The sequence below is a fragment of the Salinivibrio sp. YCSC6 genome (assembly GCF_004916735.1).
GTDB lineage: Bacteria > Pseudomonadota > Gammaproteobacteria > Enterobacterales > Vibrionaceae > Salinivibrio > Salinivibrio proteolyticus.
On record NZ_CP039516.1, the window covers coordinates 2,768,705 to 2,792,656 of the forward strand.

21 protein-coding genes are annotated in these 23,952 nt (G+C 47.1%); 7 read left to right on the top strand and 14 right to left on the bottom strand.

Going from position 1 to position 23,952, the window contains the following annotated elements; translation table 11 throughout:
• Positions 1–8 precede the first annotated feature (8 nt).
• Positions 9–149: a hypothetical protein gene (locus E8E00_RS17175; RefSeq protein WP_168174062.1), complete on the bottom strand. Its 141-nt coding sequence runs from the start codon at positions 147–149 to the stop codon at positions 9–11.
• Between the two features lie 267 nt (positions 150–416).
• Here E8E00_RS17175 and E8E00_RS12920 point away from each other — a divergent pair, with 267 nt between their 5' ends.
• The 4 genes from E8E00_RS12920 (at position 417) to E8E00_RS12935 (ending at position 2,905) form a co-directional block, all read left to right on the top strand.
• The gene (locus tag E8E00_RS12920) at positions 417–665 is read left to right on the top strand and encodes an AlpA family transcriptional regulator (protein WP_096630493.1); all 249 of its coding nucleotides are present in this window, start codon (positions 417–419) and stop codon (positions 663–665) included.
• Positions 652–885, top strand: a complete 234-nt coding sequence (locus E8E00_RS12925; RefSeq protein ID WP_096630491.1) for an AlpA family transcriptional regulator — start codon at positions 652–654, stop codon at positions 883–885. The genes E8E00_RS12920 and E8E00_RS12925 overlap by 14 nt, the downstream gene beginning before the upstream one ends.
• A 210-nt stretch (positions 886–1,095) precedes the next feature.
• A complete protein-coding gene (locus E8E00_RS12930; RefSeq protein WP_096630488.1) occupies positions 1,096–1,347 on the top strand; it encodes a hypothetical protein in 252 nt (83 codons plus the stop codon).
• 187 nt (positions 1,348–1,534) lie between these two features.
• On the top strand, positions 1,535–2,905 hold the full coding sequence (locus tag E8E00_RS12935) for a HEPN domain-containing protein (RefSeq protein WP_240531918.1): 1,371 nt from the start codon (positions 1,535–1,537) through the stop codon (positions 2,903–2,905).
• A gap of 45 nt (positions 2,906–2,950) precedes the next feature.
• Here the strand turns inward: E8E00_RS12935 and E8E00_RS12940 are convergent.
• Positions 2,951–4,062, bottom strand: a protein-coding gene (locus tag E8E00_RS12940) for an IS3 family transposase (protein ID WP_240531955.1) whose coding sequence is annotated in 2 segments (ribosomal slippage) — positions 2,951–3,810 and positions 3,810–4,062 — 1,113 coding nt in all. Because the reading frame shifts where the segments join, the coding sequence is not laid out codon by codon here.
• A 250-nt stretch (positions 4,063–4,312) separates the two neighbouring features.
• On the opposite strand from E8E00_RS12940, the gene E8E00_RS12945 reads away from it, so the two are divergent.
• Positions 4,313–5,290: a DUF4917 family protein gene (locus E8E00_RS12945; RefSeq protein WP_096630486.1), complete on the top strand. Its 978-nt coding sequence runs from the start codon at positions 4,313–4,315 to the stop codon at positions 5,288–5,290.
• Positions 5,291–5,305: 15 nt separating this feature from the next.
• Here the strand turns inward: E8E00_RS12945 and E8E00_RS12950 are convergent, their stop codons facing one another.
• Positions 5,306–6,856, bottom strand: coding sequence for a hypothetical protein (locus E8E00_RS12950; protein WP_231494633.1), 1,551 nt, complete (start codon positions 6,854–6,856; stop codon positions 5,306–5,308).
• 272 nt (positions 6,857–7,128) lie between these two features.
• On the opposite strand from E8E00_RS12950, the gene E8E00_RS12955 reads away from it, so the two are divergent.
• Entirely contained in the window at positions 7,129–7,572 is a 444-nt protein-coding gene (locus E8E00_RS12955; RefSeq protein WP_096630481.1) for a hypothetical protein, read from the top strand.
• Positions 7,573–8,215: 643 nt separating this feature from the next.
• Here E8E00_RS12955 and E8E00_RS12960 read toward each other — a convergent pair.
• The 6 genes from E8E00_RS12960 to E8E00_RS12985 form a co-directional block, all read right to left on the bottom strand.
• The gene (locus E8E00_RS12960) at positions 8,216–11,356 is read right to left on the bottom strand and encodes a DUF3427 domain-containing protein (RefSeq protein ID WP_096630479.1); all 3,141 of its coding nucleotides are present in this window, start codon (positions 11,354–11,356) and stop codon (positions 8,216–8,218) included.
• A gap of 178 nt (positions 11,357–11,534) precedes the next feature.
• On the bottom strand, positions 11,535–12,392 hold the full coding sequence (locus tag E8E00_RS12965) for an ABC transporter ATP-binding protein (RefSeq protein ID WP_096630477.1): 858 nt from the start codon (positions 12,390–12,392) through the stop codon (positions 11,535–11,537).
• A gap of 15 nt (positions 12,393–12,407) precedes the next feature.
• Positions 12,408–13,274 carry an ABC transporter ATP-binding protein gene (locus E8E00_RS12970; RefSeq protein WP_069588948.1) on the bottom strand — a complete coding sequence of 289 codons (867 nt, stop codon included), beginning with the start codon at positions 13,272–13,274 and terminating at the stop codon, positions 12,408–12,410.
• Between the two features lie 8 nt (positions 13,275–13,282).
• Positions 13,283–15,109, bottom strand: coding sequence for an extracellular solute-binding protein (locus tag E8E00_RS12975; RefSeq protein WP_096630475.1), 1,827 nt, complete (start codon positions 15,107–15,109; stop codon positions 13,283–13,285).
• A gap of 46 nt (positions 15,110–15,155) precedes the next feature.
• Positions 15,156–16,199, bottom strand: coding sequence for an ABC transporter permease (locus tag E8E00_RS12980; RefSeq protein WP_096630473.1), 1,044 nt, complete (start codon positions 16,197–16,199; stop codon positions 15,156–15,158).
• 1 nt (position 16,200) lies between these two features.
• Positions 16,201–17,226, bottom strand: coding sequence for an ABC transporter permease (locus E8E00_RS12985; protein ID WP_096630470.1), 1,026 nt, complete (start codon positions 17,224–17,226; stop codon positions 16,201–16,203).
• A gap of 780 nt (positions 17,227–18,006) precedes the next feature.
• Here E8E00_RS12985 and E8E00_RS12990 point away from each other — a divergent pair.
• Complete coding sequence (locus E8E00_RS12990; RefSeq protein ID WP_096630468.1) at positions 18,007–19,323, top strand: MATE family efflux transporter; 1,317 nt, start codon at positions 18,007–18,009, stop codon at positions 19,321–19,323.
• 99 nt (positions 19,324–19,422) lie between these two features.
• Here E8E00_RS12990 and E8E00_RS12995 read toward each other — a convergent pair whose 3' ends face one another.
• From E8E00_RS12995 to exbB, 5 genes are all read right to left on the bottom strand, one after another.
• Positions 19,423–20,526, bottom strand: a complete 1,104-nt coding sequence (locus E8E00_RS12995) for a glycerophosphodiester phosphodiesterase (protein ID WP_069588970.1) — start codon at positions 20,524–20,526, stop codon at positions 19,423–19,425.
• A 136-nt stretch (positions 20,527–20,662) separates the two neighbouring features.
• A complete protein-coding gene (locus tag E8E00_RS13000) occupies positions 20,663–21,580 on the bottom strand; it encodes a phytanoyl-CoA dioxygenase family protein (protein WP_096630466.1) in 918 nt (305 codons plus the stop codon).
• Positions 21,581–21,788: 208 nt separating this feature from the next.
• Positions 21,789–22,664 carry an energy transducer TonB gene (locus tag E8E00_RS13005; protein ID WP_096630463.1) on the bottom strand — a complete coding sequence of 292 codons (876 nt, stop codon included), beginning with the start codon at positions 22,662–22,664 and terminating at the stop codon, positions 21,789–21,791.
• Positions 22,661–23,092 carry a biopolymer transporter ExbD gene (locus tag E8E00_RS13010; RefSeq protein WP_096630460.1) on the bottom strand — a complete coding sequence of 144 codons (432 nt, stop codon included), beginning with the start codon at positions 23,090–23,092 and terminating at the stop codon, positions 22,661–22,663. The genes E8E00_RS13005 and E8E00_RS13010 overlap by 4 nt, the downstream gene beginning before the upstream one ends.
• Before the next feature lie 4 nt (positions 23,093–23,096).
• Positions 23,097–23,933, bottom strand: coding sequence for a tonB-system energizer ExbB (gene exbB / locus E8E00_RS13015; RefSeq protein WP_096630457.1), 837 nt, complete (start codon positions 23,931–23,933; stop codon positions 23,097–23,099).
• Between the last annotated feature and the right edge of the window lie 19 nt (positions 23,934–23,952).

Genomic DNA, 23,952 nt, shown 5'->3' on the forward strand with positions numbered 1-23,952 from the left:
CTTCTTCGTCAGCCGTCTGATTTATCGCCAACGGCTGACGCCTCAGCCTTCTCATCAATATCTTTTATAATTTCCTTTGCTTTTTCATTCGCTTGCTGAACAACATCTGGTTTCTCCTGATCTAGAATCTGCTCTAACGTTCTTGCCATAATGACCTCCTTTTAAGACCAAGCTATTATAAACGATAGATGTTAGATAACGAGAGGGATGACGGATGACGCCGTTGATCTGGGGAATCTTGGGATTATTTGCCTTCTTTACAGTAGTAACTGTAGGTAGTCTGTACCTTTACAGAAAACGGGATAAACACTGAGTCAAATAACGCTCAATGTGTCCGTATTGGGCAGTTTGAGAGTCAATATACTGAAGGAACAAATGAGAAAATAACAGCAAGTAAAGTAAGTGAAGGGAAGAAAATGACTGAAAATCAACTTGCTGAAATGTTTGAAAATATCAGCTCATTAAAGGCCATGACAAAAGAAGTCATGACTATAAACGAGTGCGCACAATACACCGGGCTTTCCGTATCATATCTCTACAAGCTAACCCATAGAAAACTGATCCCGTTTTTCAAGCCGATGGGCAAACGGGTCTACTTCAAACGCACAGAAATAGACCAGTGGTTGCTACGTAACAAGCAAGGGGGTATCTATGAAGCAAGCTAATAGATACGCTCCCCCGCGAGCAGACGAGCGCGGAGCACTTCTCTGTGCCTACCGTGAATCTGAACGTTTTGTAAAAGAAAACGAGCGAGAGCGCATAACATCGATTAGCAGAACAACTTGGTGGAGACTGGAAAAAGCTGGTCAAGTACCCAAAAGGAAAAGAGTTGGAGGAAGCACGGTCTGGTTGCTGTCAGACATTCTAGCTTGGATGCAAAAGTAACAACACAACGATAAGCCTTGCTGTAAGAGAGTAATAACGGTTCATACTAAGTATTAAAGTATCAGACTAAAATGGCAGCGATCACAGTCGATACGCTGTCATTCCTAAATCGAAAATGCCCCATTTCGTTTCAGGCCCCCCCTTACGCTATAACGAATAACTCAGTATGCTATAAATAATCTAATCTCATTTTGAATGAAAAGGCGTACTATGAGCAAAAAAAGGTTGTCTGAAAAAGGACTGCTGGAGGGGATGACACCCCATACTGCGCATAGTGATGATCTAGCCGAGGTAACATTGGATGAGTTGGGCCTTGAAATCTCTGAGAGTGATTACAAGGCCGCGTTGAAGCGAATCGAATCACTGTTTGATGCGGTCGAACCTGGCACTCCTGAAGGTGAAGAGCTAGAAAGGCTAGCGGCAATGGTTGAAGAGTATGAGGAAAAGCACTTCCCCATTTAATAACTGCAACGCACTTCTGCCCCATTCCTTGTTTCGACTGTGGAACACACACTTCACCTAAGCCTCATTTGACTTACTTTTCGTAATACCAGTAATGTGTCTATGCGAATGGGGCTAAAATTTGAGTGTTAATTTTTTGTTTGAGCAGAAAATGATCGATAGAGGTTCGGGTTTGATGAAACTATCAGTGAATGAACGTAAAGCATTTTCAAAACTGTTAACGGAGCTAGCTCGTACATATAAAGTTTGGATAGATGACCCTAACGTTTACTACCAAGAGGTGCAAAAGGACAATTTAATATTTACATGCATTGATGCCCCTAATGACTTAAAGGAAGAAATGAGAGCGAAAAGGAAGAGTCAGGAACCTTGCATTTTCCAGTTGCATCATACAGCGTGCTCCCTATCACTAGTTAGAGAATTAGCGACGCTTATACATAAGAGAAGCCTAAACTGTTTATCCTATGAACTAAACCCTATCATAGAAGCGATAGTGTATGAGTATGTTAATTCTGATCTGGATGGCTTTGCTCGAAGCATTATGCATAACGAAGAGCAATTCGATGTTCGGCTTCAAACATTAAACGAAATTGTAAGTCGTCGAGTGTCTGCCTTCAAAAAAGAATTTACTCGTTCTGTTTTTCAGTTCCCAGTTACGATATTTAACTTGAACGAAAAATTACGACTAAGCAAAAGTATCCAATTGCTACCTGTAGACGAAAGTGTTTTGACAGAAAGGCAGCTAACGCAATTTAAAGATACAAGAACATTTGACTGTAACTATTACCTCGAAGTTTCTGTACAAACACAATGCAGTGAGAATTTAGCACGACAACTGGCAGAAAAAGCGAGAGATGCTACTTATAACGCATTGAAACTCTTAGCCACCCGATTATCACCCAGAGCAATTCCACTACTGGCGTCCAATGATAGAAATAGTCACCTATTTGACTTTTACAGATCTGGAAAAGACAGAAACAATATGAGCAATACGACTACTCGTCAGTTTCACTCTTTTCAGTTTGATTCTGAACTATTTTGGGAAGCCTTTCATGAGGGTAGATCTTCTGAAAAAAACCTTATAGACACTGTATTTCAGATACCAGAATTGCTTTTGATCCCCCACTTTTCTAGTCAGAGGGTCGTAGAGCGTTTAGAACGATCTTTACTATGGTATGGAGATGCTACTATAGAACCTAACTTCTATCAGAAAATACAAAAGCTAGTCAGTTCAATGGAAGCCTTGGTCAATTTTCATGATGGTGATCTTACAAAGTTATTCAAACAAAGAGTTACTCATTTAAATATTACTCACAGTGGGCTTAGTGATTTAATTGAAAGTAAAGCAACACAACTCTACAAAGCACGTTCAAAAATCGTTCATGGCTCATCAGTCGATGAGAGATTGGATTTTTGTGCCATTGATTTTTGTTCGGAAACATTACTAAGAGCTATCTACTATTTTTCTCTCTTTGGTTTTGAAAAAACAAACTTTAACAAAAAATTACCTGATTTCTTGGATGCGTTGCCAACCCGCGCTGAACTACGGTGTGATTAGTTAGAGGTGGCAGAGGGCTTATCAGCACGTGTAACCCTCCCTGTTTTAGTGGCATTCTAAATTAGAGTTTTTCCTACTTTCATGCCTTGCTAAATACTCCCAAGGAGTCAGATCATCGAGTGAGTCATGAGGGCGTTCATCGTTGTATTCCTTCATCCATTTTTCTGTCAGGTCTCGAACTTCACTCAAGGTTTTGAACACGTACATGTTGAGTATTTCTGTCCGATAAGTTCGGTTAAATCGCTCTATATAGGAGTTCTCCGTTGGTTTGCCTGGGCGAATAAATTCCAACTCAACTGCGTTCTCTTCCGCCCATTCAGCCAGCGTGGTCGAGATGAATTCAGGGCCATTATCCATGCGCAGCTTACTGGGGTACCCTCGCCAAGCAATAATGCGTTCTAGCACCCTTATAATGCGTGGTGCTGGCAGATTGAGATCTACTTCAATCGCTAGCACCTCACGGTTGAAATCGTCCACGACATTGAACGTACGAAAGCGCCTGCCGCAGAGCAAAGAGTCACTCATGAAATCGATAGACCAACAACTGTTGATCGACTCTGGACATGCCAGTGGTGCTGGATTTCGTTTTGGTAGGCGATTTTTTCCCTTGCGCCGTAGGTTTAGCTTGAGCGAACAGTACACTCGATGGACTCGTTTATGATTCCATCGGTGTCCCCAGCGCCTAAGTACTTTAAATAATTTTCCAAAACCGTAGGCAGGATAACGCTCTGCTGCGTCCTGCAACGTCGCGATAACCTCATCATCCCGATGCGGATCTGGTCGGTAACGATAGACTGAGTCGCTAATGCCAACTACGCGGCAGGCCATTCGCAAACTGACCTGATAGTGTTTGCGAGCGTAATCGACAAGCTCGCGCTTAACCGCTGGCCCTACAGCTTTTTTTCCAGAATATCTTTAACGATACGGTGCTCAAGGCTTAGGTCGGCAAACATTTGCTTGAGCCTCCGATTCTCATCCTCAAGCTCTTTAAGCCGTTTAACATCTGACGCTTCCATCCCACCATACTTGGACTTCCAGTTGTAGTATGTCGCATCAGAGATGCCATATTCGCGACAGACTTCGTTGACCTTTCGGCCTGCTTCGACTTCCTTCAAGATCTTTACGATTTGTGTTTCTGTGTAGCGTGATTTTTTCATCATGCGTTCTCCGTTTGTTTCAGTGTAAACGGAAAACCTCTAATTGCTAATGACCAGTTTTTTGGGGAGGGTTACACACGAACCTGAGTAACTCGTCCTTGCCCCAAAACTATTTAGAGTAAACAATCTTCAAGATAAGTTTGAAGTATATTTTCCCAACTTGAAGTTATCCAAATTTTTGAACCTAGGTAGACCTGATTGTAGGAAAATAATAAAGTTGCATAGCAATACACACAAAGAGAACAAGGCTATGCCACTAAAGTCTTTTCAAGAAAGGTTGGATTCGCTAGATGAAGGACAAGAACCGTCCATCCTACTAGCAAATGGCTTTTCACAAGCTTGGGATAGAGACATATTCAACTATCAAAACCTATTCACCGAAGCACAGTTCGGTGCTCGAGATGCGCAGCTAAGAGATATCTTTAATCGTTTTGAAACCTATGACTTTGAGCAAGTAATGCGAAGTCTCGAAGCGGCTGAGATTATAGGTGATGCTTACGGTGTTGATAGAGCAAAGTTAGATGAAATAAGATCTGACCAAGAACAATTAAAAGATGCACTAATTGACGTTATCTCTAGAACTCACCCAGCACGTTCTAGCCGAGTAACCACTGCACAATTTGAATCAGCAAAGAGCTTTATCAACCAGTTCGACAACATTTTTACCTTGAACTACGACCTCTTGCTCTATTGGATTGTTAACAAGAACGATATCGAACCTTTCGGGTACATTACCGACGATGGTTTCCGTGGTCCCGAATGGGAAAACACCGATGAGCAAGATGTTTACTTCCTGCATGGTGGACTACACCTCTACGATTCAGGTTCTGCTATCAAGAAACATACGTTCAGAGCTGCCACTGACACTAGTATCGTCGACCAAGTAAGAAACAACCTAGATAACGGCAAGTTCCCCCTGTTCGTTTCTGAACCTAGTCACGAGAAAAAACTTCATAAAATCGAGCACAACCCATATTTGAATGCAGGCTATAAAGCTCTAAAGCAGCTTGATGGTGTGCTATTTATCCACGGTCATTCAATGGATGAAAACGATAAGCATATTTTCGACCAAATCAAAGCAAGCAATGTGTCGAAAGTTTTCGTAAGTATCTTTGGTGATAAGGACTCTCCTGCCAACACTCGTACAAGAGCTAACGCCAAAGCATTCATAGAGCGCCCGGGATTAGAAGTTAAGTTCTACGATGCAGCAACAGCACCTATTTGGTAATACTGATATCTGTACTCAAACGCTCTCGCTATCGAGGGCGTTTAACCAATCTTTCTCTAGCTTCTTCAGCGGATAATCAAGGAAGCACTTAAAGTAAGTCTTGAGCATTTCTTTGTCGTTACAGCTATGGACGATTTTGAGAACATCTTCTGCATCAAAGTAATCTAACTTGTACTTACTGGTACTCTCTTTTGCCCGAGACAAAAGCTCTAACGATTCTTCGGAAAACCCTCCGGACGTCCACAGTGCAAAATATAAGTTCTTCCTCTTCCAGTCTGGATGCTCCAGTGCATATTTTCTGAGAGTTGGCACCCGAACCTGAAGCCACCTTTTAATCTCATCAAATGACACTGTGCCATTGGGTTGATGACCTTTACACTCAATAAACAGAATCTCCCCTGAGTGCAGTTCAGCAATAATATCTGACTCTGCTCGGCTACCATCCTGTGTTTTGCAAACCTCATTTAACCGGACATAGTTGGTTCGATAAGCCTTCTGAACAACGCTTGCAGAGAAATACTCAAACAATACGCCTCTGAGATTTCCAACAGCACCTTCTATTTTGCCCAACTGATCGAACAATTGATTGAATCTCTCTGGCTCTATAATGACAGCTTGAGCAGCACTCTCTAGGGTTCGCAGTAAGTTGACCAATCCCTTAGCAACATCACGACCAAAAAGACTTTCCACTGTAGCAGGTAAAACTCCGGCTTCTTTCGCCAGCTTGAAAGCATCAGATTTGTACTCGTTGGCAACAAACATCTGCATACAACGACCAACATTAGGCAGCCCCCTTAACGTTTTACACTTCCTCAAAAACGGCTGAATACCATCATCGCTGACTTTCTTGTTCAATAGGATGTCGCAAGCGAAAAAGCCAGGCTTTATCTTGTCGTTCTGCCCGATATCAACCAAGGGTGATATATAAGATGGTCCAGCCATATCCCAAACTGTTGTGCTTACCGTAGGTAACTCTTCCTCATCACGATCTTTGAAAAGGTTGTAACTGACTAAACCTAAATTCTTCGCCCATTGAGATACTGCACTTATGAGGAGCTTTTCAGCTATCAATCTTGCTCTAATGTCCGGAAGAATGAAATCCAAGTCTTGCTCATACTGAGTAAGCACAACACATCGCCCAAAGCCATCTAAATCACGAACCGACAGAATTTCGTGCATCTCAAGACGTTCGATGATTTTTTCAGGTGGTATATGCTTTTGCTGTCGTACGGGCGCACCGCATGAAATCAAAAAGTGCTCGTAAGGCATCACTCCATCACGCTCTTTAAGTGCTGCAATTGCATACCAATAAGCAGAGTTCGTATCTTTAAATGCAGAATACAATGCTCCCCAGAAGTAAGGAGAACGATAGTCCTTTTTTAGATACACAAATTTCACATTGCGAGGGAAAGGTAACCCTTCTAGACGATATATATCTTTACCTGCTCTCGAAACCCGCTTGCGAGCTGCATCATGAGATAGATGGTGTCTATCAACCAGTTCTTGTACCAAGTCCGTACTTAGACAGGGACCTATTTCCTTCAAGATATCTTCTAATAAACTCATGATGTCACACTGCGCTATATATATTTTCATTTTATGGACTAAGGGTCTTTTAAGACTCTTGGTTAACAATACCTTATAGATAGGGGACTAGCGAGGCATGGAGTCAGACAAATTGGGGGGATATGTCACAGTCACTATAAAATCCCTATTTTACACCCCTCTAAAAAGCTCTCAGATATCGCTACAGAAAGAATTTTTTTAGTTTTCTTTGTCGATCCGTTTGACAGAGCCATCAAAAAATAAGTATTAGATCTGTGCTAAAAAAAAAATAAATGAGCATAGAAAATTTATACTTACGAGAGCTACTTATAGCTATTGAGGAAAACGATAAGAACCTCACCACTGTTAAAGATCTAGAAGCCCTAGGTATCAAGGTCTACTTAAACAACAATGGATATGAATGCCGATTGGATGCGAAGTTCCATCTTCACTTCCAGCTCCTCGTTGAAGAGGGATTGATTGTCGATTGCGACCTGACGCCCTACAAGACCATGGGTGAAGCCGGTGTTATGTTTGATAGTTATGGTGATGCTTGGGACATCGAACTCTGCTGCAAGATGTTTTGGCTGACTGCTAAAGGGCGAGAGCGACTAAGCACCCTAACTAAAAGTGAGGTTGGTAAACACTTTGAAGATGACTTGAAGAAGTTACCAGCCAAAGCGTTAACCACCATTGTCACGGAATCAATTAAGACGGGATTGAAAAATCTCTTCTAGGTTGTAAAAGCTCGATGCCCCGGATTCTCGGGGCATTTTTTATCTGGTACTACATGGATATGTCTACCATGTCATCCGGGGTAGGCGTATCGGTATTGACGAAAGCTAGTTAGATTTATTGATAGCCATGAGAAATTGATTCACCACTATACCCTAAATCGCCATGTAGATGAGTTTTTATTCGGCTACACGGAACTGCCACTCGGTGTTTTGCAGTACAAAATGTTATCCGAACGGTAAATCTCTACTTAAGTACCTAACTCGGAAATGTCCAGAAGTGAGTTATAACGAGTATGAAACTTTATTCCTCTCCTACACTTCCGGTATGATTGCGCGTGAATGTCGCTTTAAACTGGTATTGTTTCACTTTTGCCAAATGGTGAGTGAACTGGTAAGTATGAACATTAAATCATGGCAAAAAATGCATATAACCAATTGATTTATATATTCATATACTTTTCACTCCACGAGCAGATCCAGAATATTGAGTAATCACTAGCGATTCTCAGCACTGACATTCAGACAGATAGAGATAGCTCGAGCGCTATACATTGAGCTGCCTCTATCTGCTCACCCTATACTCGCTCAGCCATTATTTGCCCTACATTTGAGGCTCGTGGCGACAAAAGACACGCATCGGCACCTAGCCTACTGCCAACTTCGCCGCTTGCTGCCACATAAAGTTTGGCATCGGAGTGGCTAGCTCCCACGTAATATCCATCGGCTGAGATCCGGTGTGCGAGATATAATTCACTTCGCCAAAATTCACAAACCCCATGGTACGCCCGAATTCATCCTTCGTTTGCTCACGTACAAACAAAAACAGGCGCTTCCCTATCTTTTGATGTTGAATGTAATCTTTTCCTCGGCCTTTATCAGGGCGCGAGCTGTTTTGCGACTGCCAGTGAAAGCGTGATGCGTTGATCGCATAATCGTGATACATGGTCGTCGGGGAAAATTGCTTTTCATTTTTATCCAAGGTGACAAATAACAGTTCGATATTTTGATCTTTAAGCGCATAAAGCCCCTCTCGTGCAGGTGGCTGCCGCTCCAAAGTGGTAGCACCAAACCCAACTAGAATTTGCTCACGCGCATATCGAGCATGAAGCCGTAATGGCACATCAGGCAAATCGTCCATCCTTAACTGCTCGTGCTTGGTTTGTGACAATTTCCAGTTCACCACATCCATTAATTCTGCTTTGATGCCCAGCCGTTTTAACGCGGCAAAGCTTTGCGCAATGGATGAAAAGCCAAGAACTGGCCCTGTTTGTTGCCAAACATCATAATGGCACATAAGTCGATGCCGTTCGCTACCCGTATCAGGCGCAAAATCTGTTTGGCAAAGCTGCTTTAAAAACTCTAGATACGCATGATCATCCGTGGTTAAAATCCGCTGAAAAATCGCCTTCTTGATTGCTTTAAGTGCACTTTCATCAACAGGAGAATCATTGACCTGCAGATCTGCTTTGTACACCAATTCTGACCAGCAGCCTCGCTTGTATAGTTCGTTCAAATCAATATGCGGATACAAGGTTAGGAAGTTCGCTAGCGTCAGCGGCAGGTGGGTGTGCTGAGGATATTGCCGAACCATTGCCACTAAGCGCCTTAGCGTTAGCGACGCTTTGCGGATGTTATCCAAGACCATTTCTTGGGTGCGCTTAGTAAGCTCAATACGACAGCCCAAAGGCGCATGGGGGAAGCCTTGTTCAATCTCGCGATTGATCGCTCGAGTGCTCTTGCCCACCAGCGCCCGAAACTTGTTTGCAAAGTCATACTCGGGACGCGAATGACCGACAAAGTCCAGGACGGTACAGCACTCTTTGCCCTCGGCTAACCGTAAACCGCGGCCTAGCTGCTGAAGGAAAATGGTTAAACTCTCGGTGGGACGCAGAAACAATAAGGTATCCACTTCAGGGATATCGACCCCCTCGTTGAAAATATCAACCACACAAAGCACATTGATCTCACCGACGCGCAGCGATTGCTGCTTTCGCTGGCGTTCATGCCGATTGTCGCTGGTCAACACATCCGCCTTAAGCCCTTGCAGTGAGAACTGTTGAGCCATGTATTGAGCGTGTTCTTTACTCACACAAAAAGCAAGTGCTTTCATACGGCTAAGATCCGTGATGATCTCGTTCATGCTGAGCAATATCTTATCCACCCGCGCTTGGTTGGAGGTATAGAGGTTGGTCAGCTGTGCAATATCATAGCGGCCACGCTGCCAAGGAATGGTCCGTAGATCGGTATCATCATCAATACCAAAATATTGGAATGGGCAAAGATGACGACGATTAATCGCCTCTGGCAACCGAATCTCAGCCGCAATAACGCCACCAAAATCCGCGAGAATATCGCCGCCATCGTAACGCTCGGGTGTCGCCGTCAGACCCAGTAGTATTGACGGCGAAAAGTGGTTCAAAACCGCTCGATAACTGCTCGCGGCAATATGATGCACTTCATCAATCACAATGTAGTCATAGTAATCGGCCGTCAAGTTGAGCGTATCGAGCTGGTTGTTCAATGTTTGAATCGAGACAAACAGCTGACAGTAATGATCTGGCGTGTGACCACCGACCCACAGCTCGCCAAAGGTGCTGTTACGTAATACCCCTCGATAGGCCGCACGCGCTTGCTTAAGGATTTCTTCACGATGGGCCACAAATAAAAAGTTGGCATCAGGGTGTTTTTTCAAAAAACGGGCAAAATCAAACGCAGAGATCAGTGTCTTACCAGTGCCTGTTGCCGCCACCACTAAATTGCGAAAACGTTGATGCGTCTGGCGCTCAACCGTCAGCTGCTCCAAAATCTCCTTCTGGTGAGGGAAAGGAGAGAGGTCGAAGAAAAACGTAGCACCATCTTCTTCGCCACCGCGCTGCTGCCGAAGAGCTTGATTCAGTTTTTCGGTACTTTTTACATCTCCGTCAAATCGCTCAAATTCATTCGAGGCCCAATAGGTTTCAAAGGTGCTGAGTGATTTATTGATAATATGGGGAATTTCTTGCGAGGTAATTTTGAGGTTCCACTCCAAGCCATTCGTCAGTGCAGAATGAGAGAGGTTTGACGATCCGATATAACCGGTGTGATAGCCGGTCTCGCGCAGAAACAAATAGCTTTTTGCGTGAAGACGCTCGCGCTCAGTGTTGTAGCTTAGCTTCACCTCGGTATTAGGTAGGCTAGCTAAATACTCCACCGCTTTCGCGTCTGTCGCGCCCATGTATGATGTGGTGATGACCTTTAACTCGCGACCACTGCGGGTAAAGGCTTCCAGCTCTTTTCGGAAAATTCTTATCCCCGCCCATTTGATGAATGACACCAACCAATAAATTCTGTCTGCGGATAAAATCTCTCTTTTCAGCTCTGACTCCAGTGAAAGACCCGCATTACTGCCACAAAAAAGCTCACTTTGCGTTAAGCCAGTGAGTGGGAAAACATCTTGCACATAACGCGCTAAATCAGATGCTATCGGGTTTTCAAACTCATAAAGGGCCGTCAGGATTTTCCCCTGACTCGCGAGCAAATTATCGTCGATAATGTCTTTATCGTGGATCTGGGTTTTCAGCCACAGCAAGAATTGGTTGGATAGTGTGATTTGCTGCTCTAGGCGATCATCACTGGCAGGCACGGCGTCGAGCACATGGTGCAAAACATGCGATAAAAAGCGAGACAACCAAACTGACGCCTCGTTGCTGGTAAGCGTCCGCTCGCCAACATAAAATCTTTCTCGATCAATACGGCTCTCAATAAGCTGCGTTACCAGCTGCTCATAAATTCCGACCTGCTGCATTTTTCCTTCCACGTGATGAGTCAGTTTCACCTTACAAACCACGGGTTGTAGGCGCTATGAAAGAGTCACTTTTCTATATTTTTCAAACAATAGCAACAAAGAGTTGAGCCAGACTCTATCAACGGATCAATGTGCCGACACGCCAAACAATCACGCCCCTCATCAGAGGGGCGTTTGCTTAACTCACCACTTCAGGCTTTTTTTCGGCCACCGGTTGCTCGGCGCGGCGCTTGTGTTTGCGATATTTGGGGTGGGTGATTGGGATCGCGGAGAGTAGCTTTTGGGTGTACTCATGCTGGGGATGATGGTAGACAGTTTCGGTCGGCCCCTCTTCTACCACATGACCAAAGTACATCACTGCCACCTTATCGGAGATATGGCGAACCACCGATAAGTCGTGGGAGATAAAAATCATCGCCAAGTTCATCTCTTGCTGGAGTTTCAGCAACAGATTAAGAATCTGTGCCTGCACCGATACATCCAAGGCGGAGACGGATTCGTCACAAATAAGCAGTTTCGGTTTAAGGGCAATTGCCCGCGCAATGCCAATTCGCTGTCGCTGACCGCCCGAAAACTCATGCGGATAGCGGTTAACCGCGTCATGGGGTAAACCGACTTTGTCTAATAGCTCAAGTACCCACTGACGACGCTCTTTCGCGGTGCCAATATTGTGAATAATAAAGGGCTCTTCTAAGATCCCGCCGATGGTATGGCGCTGGTTTAGCGACTCGAGCGGGTCTTGAAAGACAATCTGCATGTCTTTACGCAGTGGCCGCATCTGACGTGGCGATAAATGCGTGATGTCTTTACCTTCAAAGAAAATTTTCCCTTCGGTAGGCTCAAACAGCTTAAGCATGGTACGGCCAAGGGTGCTTTTGCCACATCCCGACTCACCGACCAGCCCGAGCGTTTCACCTTGTGACACCGAGAGCGATACGCCATCGACGGCTTTAATGGTATAGCCTTGACGAAGCAGGCCTTTGCCCGAGACAAAATACTGCTTCAGATTTTCTACTCTGAGGACTTCCTTGCTCATCTCGTTCTCCTGCAACTACGTGGATGATGGCGCAGCATCAAAGTCTTCCAACGGACGAATATCAATCATCTGCTTGGGTTGATGGTGACGCCCTGGCATTAATCCCAGCAAACGCTTGGTATACGGATGAGCTGGGTGATCAAAGAGGGTGAAAATATCTGCCCGTTCGCGAATTTGACCATCGTACATCACCGCCACATCGTCACATACCTCGGCGACCACTCCCAGATCGTGGGTGATAAAAATCACCGCCATGCCGGTTTCTTCTTGCAGCTCGTTAATCAAATCCAAAATCGAGGCCTGCACCGTTACATCCAAGGCGGTGGTTGGCTCATCACAAATCAAGATATCAGGCTTGCAGGCCAGAGCCATCGCGATCATTACCCGCTGACGCATCCCGCCGGACAGGTTATGTGGATACTCGTTCAGTCGCTTTTCTGGCATCGGGATTTTCACCTTAGCCAGCATGTCGAGCGCACACGCCGCGCGTGCTTTTTTGTCCAGCTCTGGGCGGTGTAGCGTCAAGACTTCATTGATTTGTCGGCCAATGGTGTGCACAGGGTTTAACGCTGTCATCGGGTCTTGAAAGATAATCGAGATCCGATTGCCGCGCATTGCATAGCGCTCTTTGGCGGGCAGAGTGACCAAGTCGGTCCCGCGGTACAAGATTTCACCACCCGTTATTTGCCCATAGGGTTTTGGAAGTAATCCCATGATTGACATCGCGGTGACACTTTTGCCGCTACCCGACTCGCCCACTAAGCCGAGCGTACGCCCGGCTTTGACCTCAAAGCTCACCCCGTGAAGTACCTCACGGGGGCCATCGTCAGTGGTAAAATTAACGGTCAAATCCTTAACCGATAGAATGACATCCTGCGTCATAATCGCCTCTACAGCTTGTATCTGTCATCAATGATGCTCACCGGCTCAAACGTTTTACCTTCGTCCATAGCGTCTTCAGTGGCTTCTTTCATCTCTTCATCAATCCAGAAGGTACCAAAGCCCATCACGCGGCCACTGGTGACCATGTTTTCGGTGCGCTTGGTCATCGCGTTGTCTGGGATTTGCACATAACGCCAAAAGCCTTGGCGTACATACGGCACCATGTAACCGGGGGCAATCACGCTCGCCTCAGAAATCTTAGCGCGGATCTGGTGCGACAGCTGATACTTCTTCTCCAGATCAAACTCCGTTTTGTACGCCATAATTAACGCATCCAACTCTGGAGCGCTGTAATTGGTATGGTTATTGGTTTGCGCTTTATTGGCATTATCTGAGTGGAAATATTCCCAGTAGGCAGGGATCTCTGAGGTGCCCATATTGAGAAAGGCAATTTGATGCTTTTTCTCCAGCACGTATTTAAACGCCGATGAGCCATCGACCAAGTTAATGGTAAATTCCAGACCCGCTTTTTTAGCTTGTTCTTTTAAGTAAGCAATACGCGGTGTGTGGTGTTGATAACCATAAGTGATCGCAAAGCTTAAACGCTCGCCTTTGTCGTTGATACGAATACCATCTGGCCCCACCTGATTAAAGCCGGCTTTTTCGAAATAGCTGATTGCTTTTTTAGGATCAAACGCTGGCGGTGTCGCCCCATCGTTATCGTATTCACCATGACCAAAGCCCATTGCATGCGGCTTACGCGAGTAGTCGCCTCGAGTGATTTTTTTGATCATACCATCAAAGTCAGTGGCATAGATGATGCCTTTGCGTACATTAATGTCATCCAGCAATGGCATTGCAGTGTTCAGCCACAGGCCGCCCGCGCCAACAGGAACCTCGTTATACCCCCAAAACTTGGTGATATAGCCTTTTTTATAAGGATCAGATTGGGTTTTATCATGCCACACATCCGGCAATAGCAGATCAAACACATCTAGGTTGCCCTTCTCAAAGTGCTTCATGGCAATGTCGTTATCCCGGATCACACGTAGACGAATTTTGTCGACGTTATAGCGGTGTTGATAATACGGGTTGGTGTAACCCCACCAATCATCCACGTGCTCAAAGGTGACACTACGGCCTTTTTGTACCCGCCCTAACGCATAAGGTCCCACTGTAGGCTCGGCCTTAAAGTTGTAGCGACGTACAAAGTCGTCAGCAATACCATCTTGGTTTTCATCTTTACTTGGATTGGCGTAAAAGTGTGCTGGACGTGGGATCAAACTACCCAAGGTATACATCAACTCATCGTCGTTTTTCTCTACCGCGGCCGATATCGCAATAGTGTGTTGATCAATCTTCTCTACCCCACCAATGGTATTGGTGTAGTACTCGTTGTACCAAGGCGCAACAATATCTTTGGAGCGATAAAACTGCATCATAAAGACAAAATCATCGGCGGTGACGGGCTCACCGTCCGACCACGTCGCTTTTGGGTTCAGTTTGAAATAGATGGTTTTATTATCGTCACCATAGGCCCACTCATTAGCCAAATCAGGGATCCATTCCAGCGTGTCTGGATGACGTTTTACCAATGAGGGCATTTCATCGAGAAAATAGCTTCGCAGGCCTGAGTTGGAGTCTGGGCCAACCGTACGCAAAGTTTGAGGAAAGGAGTTTAAGTGTGAGCGCAGAGTACCACCGCGCTTTGCCTCAGGTGAGCCAATTTTGGGCGCATCCCAATTGGTTTGCCAATTAAGGTTTTCAGGCAAATCTCCCGCCCAGCCGCTGAGGCTAAACATCGAGATTGAGGTCGCAAGGATCAGTTTTTTCATCGTGATTTCCTTATCGTGATTCATACACTGCGCGTTGTGTTTAAAGTTAGTCGTAACGGGTGAATTTTTTCGGATCAAACGCGGCGCGCACCGCTTCACCAATGAAGGTCACCATCACCAATACCACCACCAGTGAGGTCACCACGGACGCAACAATCCATGGCGCGTCCAAATTCGATTTGCCTTGCTGTAACAGCTCCCCCCAACTTGGCGTCGGTGGCATCAGCCCCAAGCCGAGATAATCCAACGCCGTTAGCGCGGTAATATTGAGGGCGATGGTAAAGGGCGCCAAGGTAACAATCATCACCATGGTGTTGGGTAAAATATGACGGAAAAGGATCCGGCTGGTTGAGGCGCCTAGTGCACGCGCGGCCATCACGTAATCGCGGGCCGACTCTTTATAGGTCATGGTGCGCATATACCAAGTGATCGCCATCCAACCAAACAGTACGTTAATCCCTACAAAGAGGGCAAAAGTCGGCTGGAGAATCGAGACCAATATCATGATTACGTACAAAAACGGCACCATCGACCAGATTTCGATAAAGCGCTGGAAAAACAAGTCAAACTTGCCGCCCCAAAAGCCCATCGCGCAACCTACCGCAGTGCCGATCGCATACGAGGCAGCCATGGTCAGCAATGCAAAACCCATTGCGGTACGAAAGCCATAGACAAGGCGGGCGAGAATATCGCGTCCGATCTCATCGGTGCCAAGATAGTGCTTGTCCGCTGCGCTTGGCGCGGTCGGCGGGAAGTCACCGCTAAAGTCTTGTTCCAGTGGGTTCCACGGCACCAGTGGCATCACCACATAATTATCACCGCCTTGCGCGGCAAAGGCTTTGGCGAGTTGACGATAGTTAGCTTCGCTAGTGCCCACTTGACCAAAGTCACTCGCCAAGTGCACATCACTCAGTACGGGGAAATAGTACTCGCCGTCGTATTTGACCATTAACGCTTTGCTGTTAATAAAAAACTCGGCGAACAGCGACAACACCAGCATCAAGGCAAGGATGATAAACGACCAGTAACCGCGTTTAATTTGCTTAAAGCTGCGGATTTTCTTTTGAGTTAAAGGGCTAAACGTCAACATATCAAGATCCAAACTTCACGCGAGGGTCAACCATAGCAACACAGATATCTGAGATAATGTTGCCAGCCAGTAGTAAAAGCGCATTGATGGCGACAATGCCCATCACCACCGGATAGTCACGCTCCATAATGGACTCATAGCCAAGTAAACCGATGCCGTTGATATTGAAAATTACTTCAATCAAAAACGCGCCAGTCATAAAGAACAATAAAGAGTTACCAAAATGGCTAGCTATGGGAATTAAGCTATTGCGCAGCGCGTGTTTGCGCACCGCCGAACGGAACGGTAATCCTTTGGCGATGGCAGTACGGATATAATCGGCAGATAAATTTTCCATCAGGTTGTTTTTCATCGTCATGGTCAAGGTAGCGAAGTCACCAATCAGATAACAAATCAGCGGCAGTACCGCATGCCACATCACATCTTTAGCGCGTTCCCAAAAGCTGGTCGCGTCATAATAGGCATCGCCAACAAAGCCCCCCATCGGGAACCATTCGAGGTGATAGCTAAATAAGGTGATCAGCAATACCCCCACCACATAGCCGGGTAGGGCAAACCCAATAAAGATCAGCACAGAGGAAGAGGAATCAAACACCGAACCGTGTTTGAGGGCTTTGTAATAACCAAGCGGAAGAGAGATAAAATAACTGATAAAGAAGGTCATTCCGCCGTAAAACAACGAGACGGGAAGACGCTCGGCGATCATGTCGGTAACCGGCTCGTAATAGCGCGTCGACTCACCCAGATCGAAATTGGCTAGTTTGCCCAGCCAATCAACATAGGCTTCTAGCACGGGTTTATCGAGCCCGTAAAAGGCGCGCAACTCGGCAATTTGGTCTTCCGACAACGCCGAGCTGTCACCGGCTCGCTGCATGCTAGAGCCACCATCGGCTTGTGCTTGCATTTGCGTCATCATCCGCTCTACCGGCCCCCCAGGCACGAGACGGGTGATACCAAAGATCAAAATAGTAATGCCAAGAAAAGTCGGCACCACTAACAACAACCGACGTAAAAAGTACGACAGCATAGTCCACTACTCCCTGTTAACTATGTTTCAGCTAACTGATGCTTGGGCAGGCGACATTGGCCTACCTTCTCACAAATGGTTTTATGCCATCCTAGGCGTAAAAACATTTATCCGTATTATACGCTTCAATTAAGTGGTCTATATTTATCTTGATTCGTCCTGTCGATCAACGATAACAGCCTGTCACAATGTGATTTTTTGAAAACTGCCGACCTACCTCAAATCGACCTATAACACGATATTTCTCTAATCACGTTATCACCAAAAGCAATAAACAACACAGTCAATAGAAGAAGAAGTTTGGAATAAAATGCACTAAAGATGATATTTCATGTCACCCAACACGCCGATCTATTGAGAAAGAGCCTTGTAACAAACCTTGACCAAACCTGCATGAAATCCAATACAAACCAACTGTAAAGCACTTAGCTTTGCGACTATTAAATCTCATAACCATTCAAACCGATATAAGCTCATAGAGTTGGTATTATTCACTAAAAAACTGTCCCTATTCGACATTTAACTCTAGGCCAAAAGACACGCTAATAATAAAACTATAAATTAAATGAAGCACCTATGTATTGCGTCACAGCCACTCACATTGACCAAAAAGACAAAAGTCCTTGTCTCTATTTGCGTTAATGGAAAGCGTCTCTCCTCATTGAATGCCCCTACAGGAAGAGGGTTGGTAATTTCCAGTAATCCTCTACAATTGGTTGGGTTATGCCGAGCATGTAGATGCTCGGCTTTTTTTCACCCTATTAACCCAAAGAGTGCCTGATGGAGTCTGTCTCTCGCGCAAAGCGCTTGTTTTCTACCACCCTGCCCATGCTATTCGGGGTGCTGTCACTGATGAGTTTTCAGTTAGTCGACAGTGCATTTATCGGCCAACTTGGGGTGCTTCCCCTTGCTGCGCAAGGCTTTACCTTGCCCATTCAAATGATCATTATCGGGATTCAGGTCGGGTTAGGTATTGCCACGACCGCGGTCATTTCACGCGCGCTCGGCGCGGATAAGTGCAATTACGCCAAGCAACTCGGCGGCTTAATCCTCCTTATGGGCACACTCGGTGTCGCGGGTTTCGCCTTGCTTTTGTATGCGCTACGTCACCCGATATTGATGCTACTCGATGCCCCTCAGAGCGTATTTCCGGTGATTGATAGTTATTGGATTATTTGGCTGGTCAGTGCTTGGGCGGGGGCGGTGCTGTATTTCTTTTACAGTATTGCGCGAGCCAACGGAAACACCTTGCTGCCCGGCTCCATGATGGTGGTCACCAGCCTGTTAAACTTGGTCCTCGATCCTGTGTTCATTTTCTGGCTCGATTGGGGCATAAATGGCGCTGCCGTCGCAACCCTGATCGCTTTTGGTAGCGGTGTGGTCATTGTCGCGCCACGGGTTATTCGCAAAGGTTGGATCTCGATGGCATGGCACGATTTAGACATTGCCAAAAGCGTCAAATCCATCGGCCATATTATGGGGCCGGCGATGATAAGTCAGCTGCTACCGCCCGTCTCGTCCATGCTGGCAACCAAGCTACTCGCCGGCTTTGGTCCTACGGCAGTTGCGGCATGGGCGCTGGGATCTCGCTTTGAATTTTTTGCGATTGTATCTGTGCTTGCACTAACCATGTCGATGCCACCTATGGTGGGTCGCTTATTGGGTAAAGGTGATCTCACCGAGATCCGTCATTTGGTGAAACTGGCCTGTCAGTTTGTCTTAGGCTTTCAATTGCTGATCGCTGTAGTGACCTGGTTTGCCGCCGATCCACTCGCCCAACTCATGACAAGCGATCAGCAAGTGACTGACATTTTGCATTGGCACCTGACCCTAGTACCGTTTAGCTTAGGCGCTTTGGGCGTGTGCATGTTGATGGTCTCCATTACTAATGCATTAGGCCGTTCATACACCGCCTTGACCATCTCCGCCCTTCGTCTGTTCGCATTTTTCTTGCCATGCTTATGGATTGGCGCGCAAGTGGCTGAGTTATATGGCTTATTTGTGGGCGCTTTAGTCGGCAATATTCTCGCTGGCGCAGTGGCTTATGGTATGTATCGACGCGCAATGGCTAAGCTTATGACGCGCAAGCCCCTCTAAACTGACTTAACAGTCACCACTATCATCGACGAGATACCACTAAAAAGCCCGCCACAACAGGGCGGGCTTGTGAACACAATGCGCTTAACGCATACGGGACTAATAACCCAGCTTGGTCAGTGTCGCTTGAATATCTTTGCCTTCACCGCCAGAGAGAGTTTTCACCGCAAGGTTAGGACGGTTGGTGAAAAAGCCATCCACACCACGGTCACGATAGCGCTCAAAATCTACCGCTTGATCAACGGTGTAAACATGCATCAGCAAGTCTTTCTCATGGCTCATCTCTACCATCCAAGGCGCTGCAAGCTCCATGTAGCTAAACTGGCTTGACCATGCATCATCGTGCTGCGTTTGGATAGTGGATGGACCCACACCGATCGCGCCATGCTGTTTGGCATAATCCAACCATTCTGCGTAGCCTTCTTTCGAAGCCACTTCTTGGCGCGCATAGTACTCGGCGTAAGACTCATCGTCTGCTTTCGGCGCACTGTCCTTGGTGGGAATGTAGCCATCACCCGCCCAAAGCAGCAAGATTTTTGGCACGGTTGGCATCACGCTTTGCAGCGTTTCAAGGCTCGATTTATTAAAAGTTTGTAGGATCACTTTGCCCTTGGCATCGTCATCTAGCCAGCCATGCTTGGTCAGATCGTCTTTCAAATCTTTCTCAATGCCAGGGAAGAACTCCGGCACCTTGGTCTCGATATACAGACCGGGCTGATGCGCACAGCCTTCAGCGATTTCACGCACTTGGTCTAAGGTGACAAGCTTCAAGCCACGGAAGCTTTCACGCGCGCGCTCTGGGTATGATTCATTAAACCAGCTACCCGCATCCAGTTTTTCCAGCTCTGCCCATGTAAAGGTATTGACCGGATCGTCGGCACGCTCAGGGTAGACCGTCTCGATATTAGTATTGCGCTTGAGGTTATCGTCATGCACAGCAATCAATTTGCCGTCTTTGGTGCGCTGCAGATCAAGCTCGAGGTAATCGGCACCCACTTCACACGCGAGCTGATACGCAGGCAGCGTGGACTCGGGGGCGTTGTAGGAATCACCACGGTGGGCAATAACGGCGTGATCGGCAATGCCAAGCTTTTCGCTAAGCGCACTGTCACTGGCTTGAACTGAAGAAGAGAAAGATAAGGCACTGGCCACACTCAGTGCGGCAACGGTCAAGCTCAGGGTCGCTTTTGATGTTGTATTCAACGGGTACTCCTTAATGTCGTTGAAATTGGCGAGATAATTAAACACTTGTTCAATTATCGAGACAGCATAGCAAAAGCCTGTTTTAAAGAGAAAACAAACTCAAAACGCCCACCGAAAAAGGTGGGCGTTAGCACGATTAAGAGGCCAGCGGCCAAAGTGACTCAACCGCCTGCAATGGGCGTTGGTCTGGGTTAGAGAGATAGTGCGGGCGTGGTGGTAAACCACTAAAGGGCGTCACTGGTTTATTCTCCACACTGTTATAGACAAACATTAAAATCGAGCGTGGATCATTGGCGATATTATCAGGTGAACCGTGCATTAAGTTGCAGTCATGGAACACCAAGGTGCCAGCTTTACCCGTGACGGAGGCAACGCCCTTATCATCGAGCAACGCCTCCATGGTCTCTGGTTTAGGCACGCCCAGCATTTGTTTTTTCAGCGACTGCTGATAGTTTTTCTCGCCGGTACTGCCTTCACAAGACACATAGTGATGATGCGAGCCAGGGATGACGTACAACGGCCCATTGTGCTCGGTGTTATCCGTGAGCATCAGCCAGACGGTAACCGCTCGCATCCGTGGCATTCCATCCTCAACGTGCCAAGTCTCGAAGTCAGAATGCCAAGGAAACGACTTACCTTTAAACGCCGGTTTAATATTGACGCGTGATTGCATCAAATACGCGTCCGAGCCCAAAATTTGTCGTACTTTATTGAGAATGCGCGGATCGCGCGAGAAGCGATCAATTAAGTCACTGTAGGCAAAGGGTTTAAAAATGGTGCGCAGCTCGTCGCTATCCGGCTCGGTATATAGCTCTTCATGGCCGGCCATATCATCACGTAGGCGGGTAATCTCGCGTTTAAGTGGTGCCACCATTTCCGGCATATAGTCATTCATCACCAAAAAGCCTTGGCGCTCAAACGTATCCAGCTCTTGCTGACTTAAGCTATGCGGTACCTTGGGTTGCACACGGCCGTAAACAACCGGATCTAAGCGTGGGGAAAGCGTTTCTTTACCATTGACGCGTGAGGGATATACATCGGCTATCGCTGCCATTATTGACACCTCCTTCATGTCATTCGTTTTCTGGTGATATCTTCTCTCTTTTTGGGGCCCCAAACGGGCATTGAGTGGAATACAGTTTCATATCGGGGCGACTCGATAGAAATCAACCCCGAAGCGAATTGCGGGAGCAGCCTAACAGGTTAGCAAGCGAGAGTGAACCTTTGTCATCGTGTTCACGAAAAAGGTATCCCCTTATTTTTTACAGTGAAAAACGAATAGGAACAGTGACCGTTATTGTCAGTCCCGGCAACGCATCTGGCGGCGTCGGCAACGGAGACGCACGCTGTACCAGCGCCTTAGCCTCTTCGTCCAAACTCTCAAAGTGGCTCGAGGTTTGGAGTTTGACCGATTGCACCTCGCCTTGGCGATTGACGGTAAAGGTTACCCGAGGCGAGCCTTGCTGCTTAAGTCGCCGAGCAAATCGAGGATAGCGCTTATAGTGCGCCAAATGCGCGTGAACCCGTCGCTGCCAATTCAACTTGGCAACCTCCCCCTTTACGGTTAGCTGTCCTTGCGCTGGGCCAGTCACTTTTTCACTGTGTGTTGGCGCGTCAACATGTTTCGGCGCACTCGCCTCTTGCGCGACCGACGACGCACGTGACGTTTTGGAGCTTTCCTTTGGTTTAGGGCGAGGCTCAGTCATTTGCACCTTGTGGGTCTCAACCGTTTTTTTCGTCTCTACCGCTTTAGGCGGCTTCTTGGCAGGACGTGAGACAGACTGCGGTTGTTTTTGGACTTGCGCATTTTCTTTATCTTCAACCACAGGCGTCGCGTTTGGCGTCGGCATCACTTTTTCCGGCACCGTCTCAGATGCATGAGCAGGCTGACTGGCGCGTTGCGGTTTGCCCTCTTTCACATCGTGCTTTTCCACCTTTGGGGCAGACACGTCTGGTGCGATGACAGAAATAGCAATCGGCACCGCGGCGGGAGGCGGTGCGAGCGTGCGCGCCGGTGTCCAAAAGTACGCGATCGCCATCCCAAGGTGGAGACTGACGCTCACTGCCGCCCCCACTAACCAGCCTTTTCGCGTGCGGTCTAACTCAAAGCCTTGCGGCAACCCAGCCAATACCGTCATGAGGAACTCGATGCTGACTGCGCAATACCCACCAGCCCGACTTGCTGATAACCCGCTTGACTAAGCGTATTAATCACTTCCAACAGTGACTGATAAGGCAAGGTTTTATCGGCCCGCAAATATAAACGGGTTTGTTTGTTCGCCACCCATTGAGGCAACTTCTGACTGGCCTCCTCAAGGGAAAACGCAGGATGCTCATCAACTTGCAGCATTTGTCCAAAGCCTACAGACAAATACACAGGCTGACTGGGCGAGGCATTCGGCTTCGCCGAAGAGGTGGGTAAATCCACCGGCACGCTGACGGTTGCAAGCGGGGCCGCAACCATAAAAATGATCAATAACACCAACATCACATCGATAAATGGTGTCACATTGATTTCATGGTTTTCTTGTAGTTCATGGTCTGACGAGGAAAATTGAAAGCTCATCTTTCTACCCTGCCTGTCGCCACGCAAGTTCAGTTTGCGCATTGCGCTCACTGTCGAGATCACGGCTCACCAGCACCAAAATAGCCACCGCTAAATCCCCCATTTGAGCACGATACGCAGCCAATGCACGGGTAAAATAGTTGTAAACAATCACTGCTGGGATCGCCGCGACCAGGCCAAGAGCCGTTGCCAGTAGGGCTTCAGCAATCCCGGGGGCCACCACGGCTAAATTAGTCGTTTGCGTATGCGCAATGCCAATAAACGCATTCATGATCCCCCACACGGTACCAAACAGCCCCACAAAGGGAGCCACGGACCCGATCGATGCCAGCACCCCTGTGCCGCGATTCATCATGCTAGCCTGTGCTACCTGTACCCGCTCCAACCGTGCTTGTACCCGCTCTTTAACGCCTTGACTGACTGCATCTACTTGTTCGGATAGGGCAAGCTCGGTTTGCGCCGCACTAAGAAACGCCAGCCCAGTGCCCTGATGACATGATGCCGCCGCTTTGGCCGCCGCAAAGCTTTCAGCGTGAGCGCAAAGTGACACCAGTGGCGCTAAGCGGCGACACGCACGACCGAGTTGCCACTGCTTAGTGACGAGCACAGCCCATGTCACGCCGGAAGCCGCCAGCAATATCAGCATGACCGCTTTAACGATAGGATCCGCAGCCTGATACATACCGAGCGGAGACAGTGCATCAACGGACAAATGGGTGGACTGCGAGCCTAAAGCGGTCACCACTGACCCGCTCTCCGCAGGTGCAGTGGATTCACTCGCCTGCACATGCACCGTGATGACTAAGAGCCACAGGCCCAGTCCTATCCAATATCGCTTCATTTTGAGTCCTTATTATCCA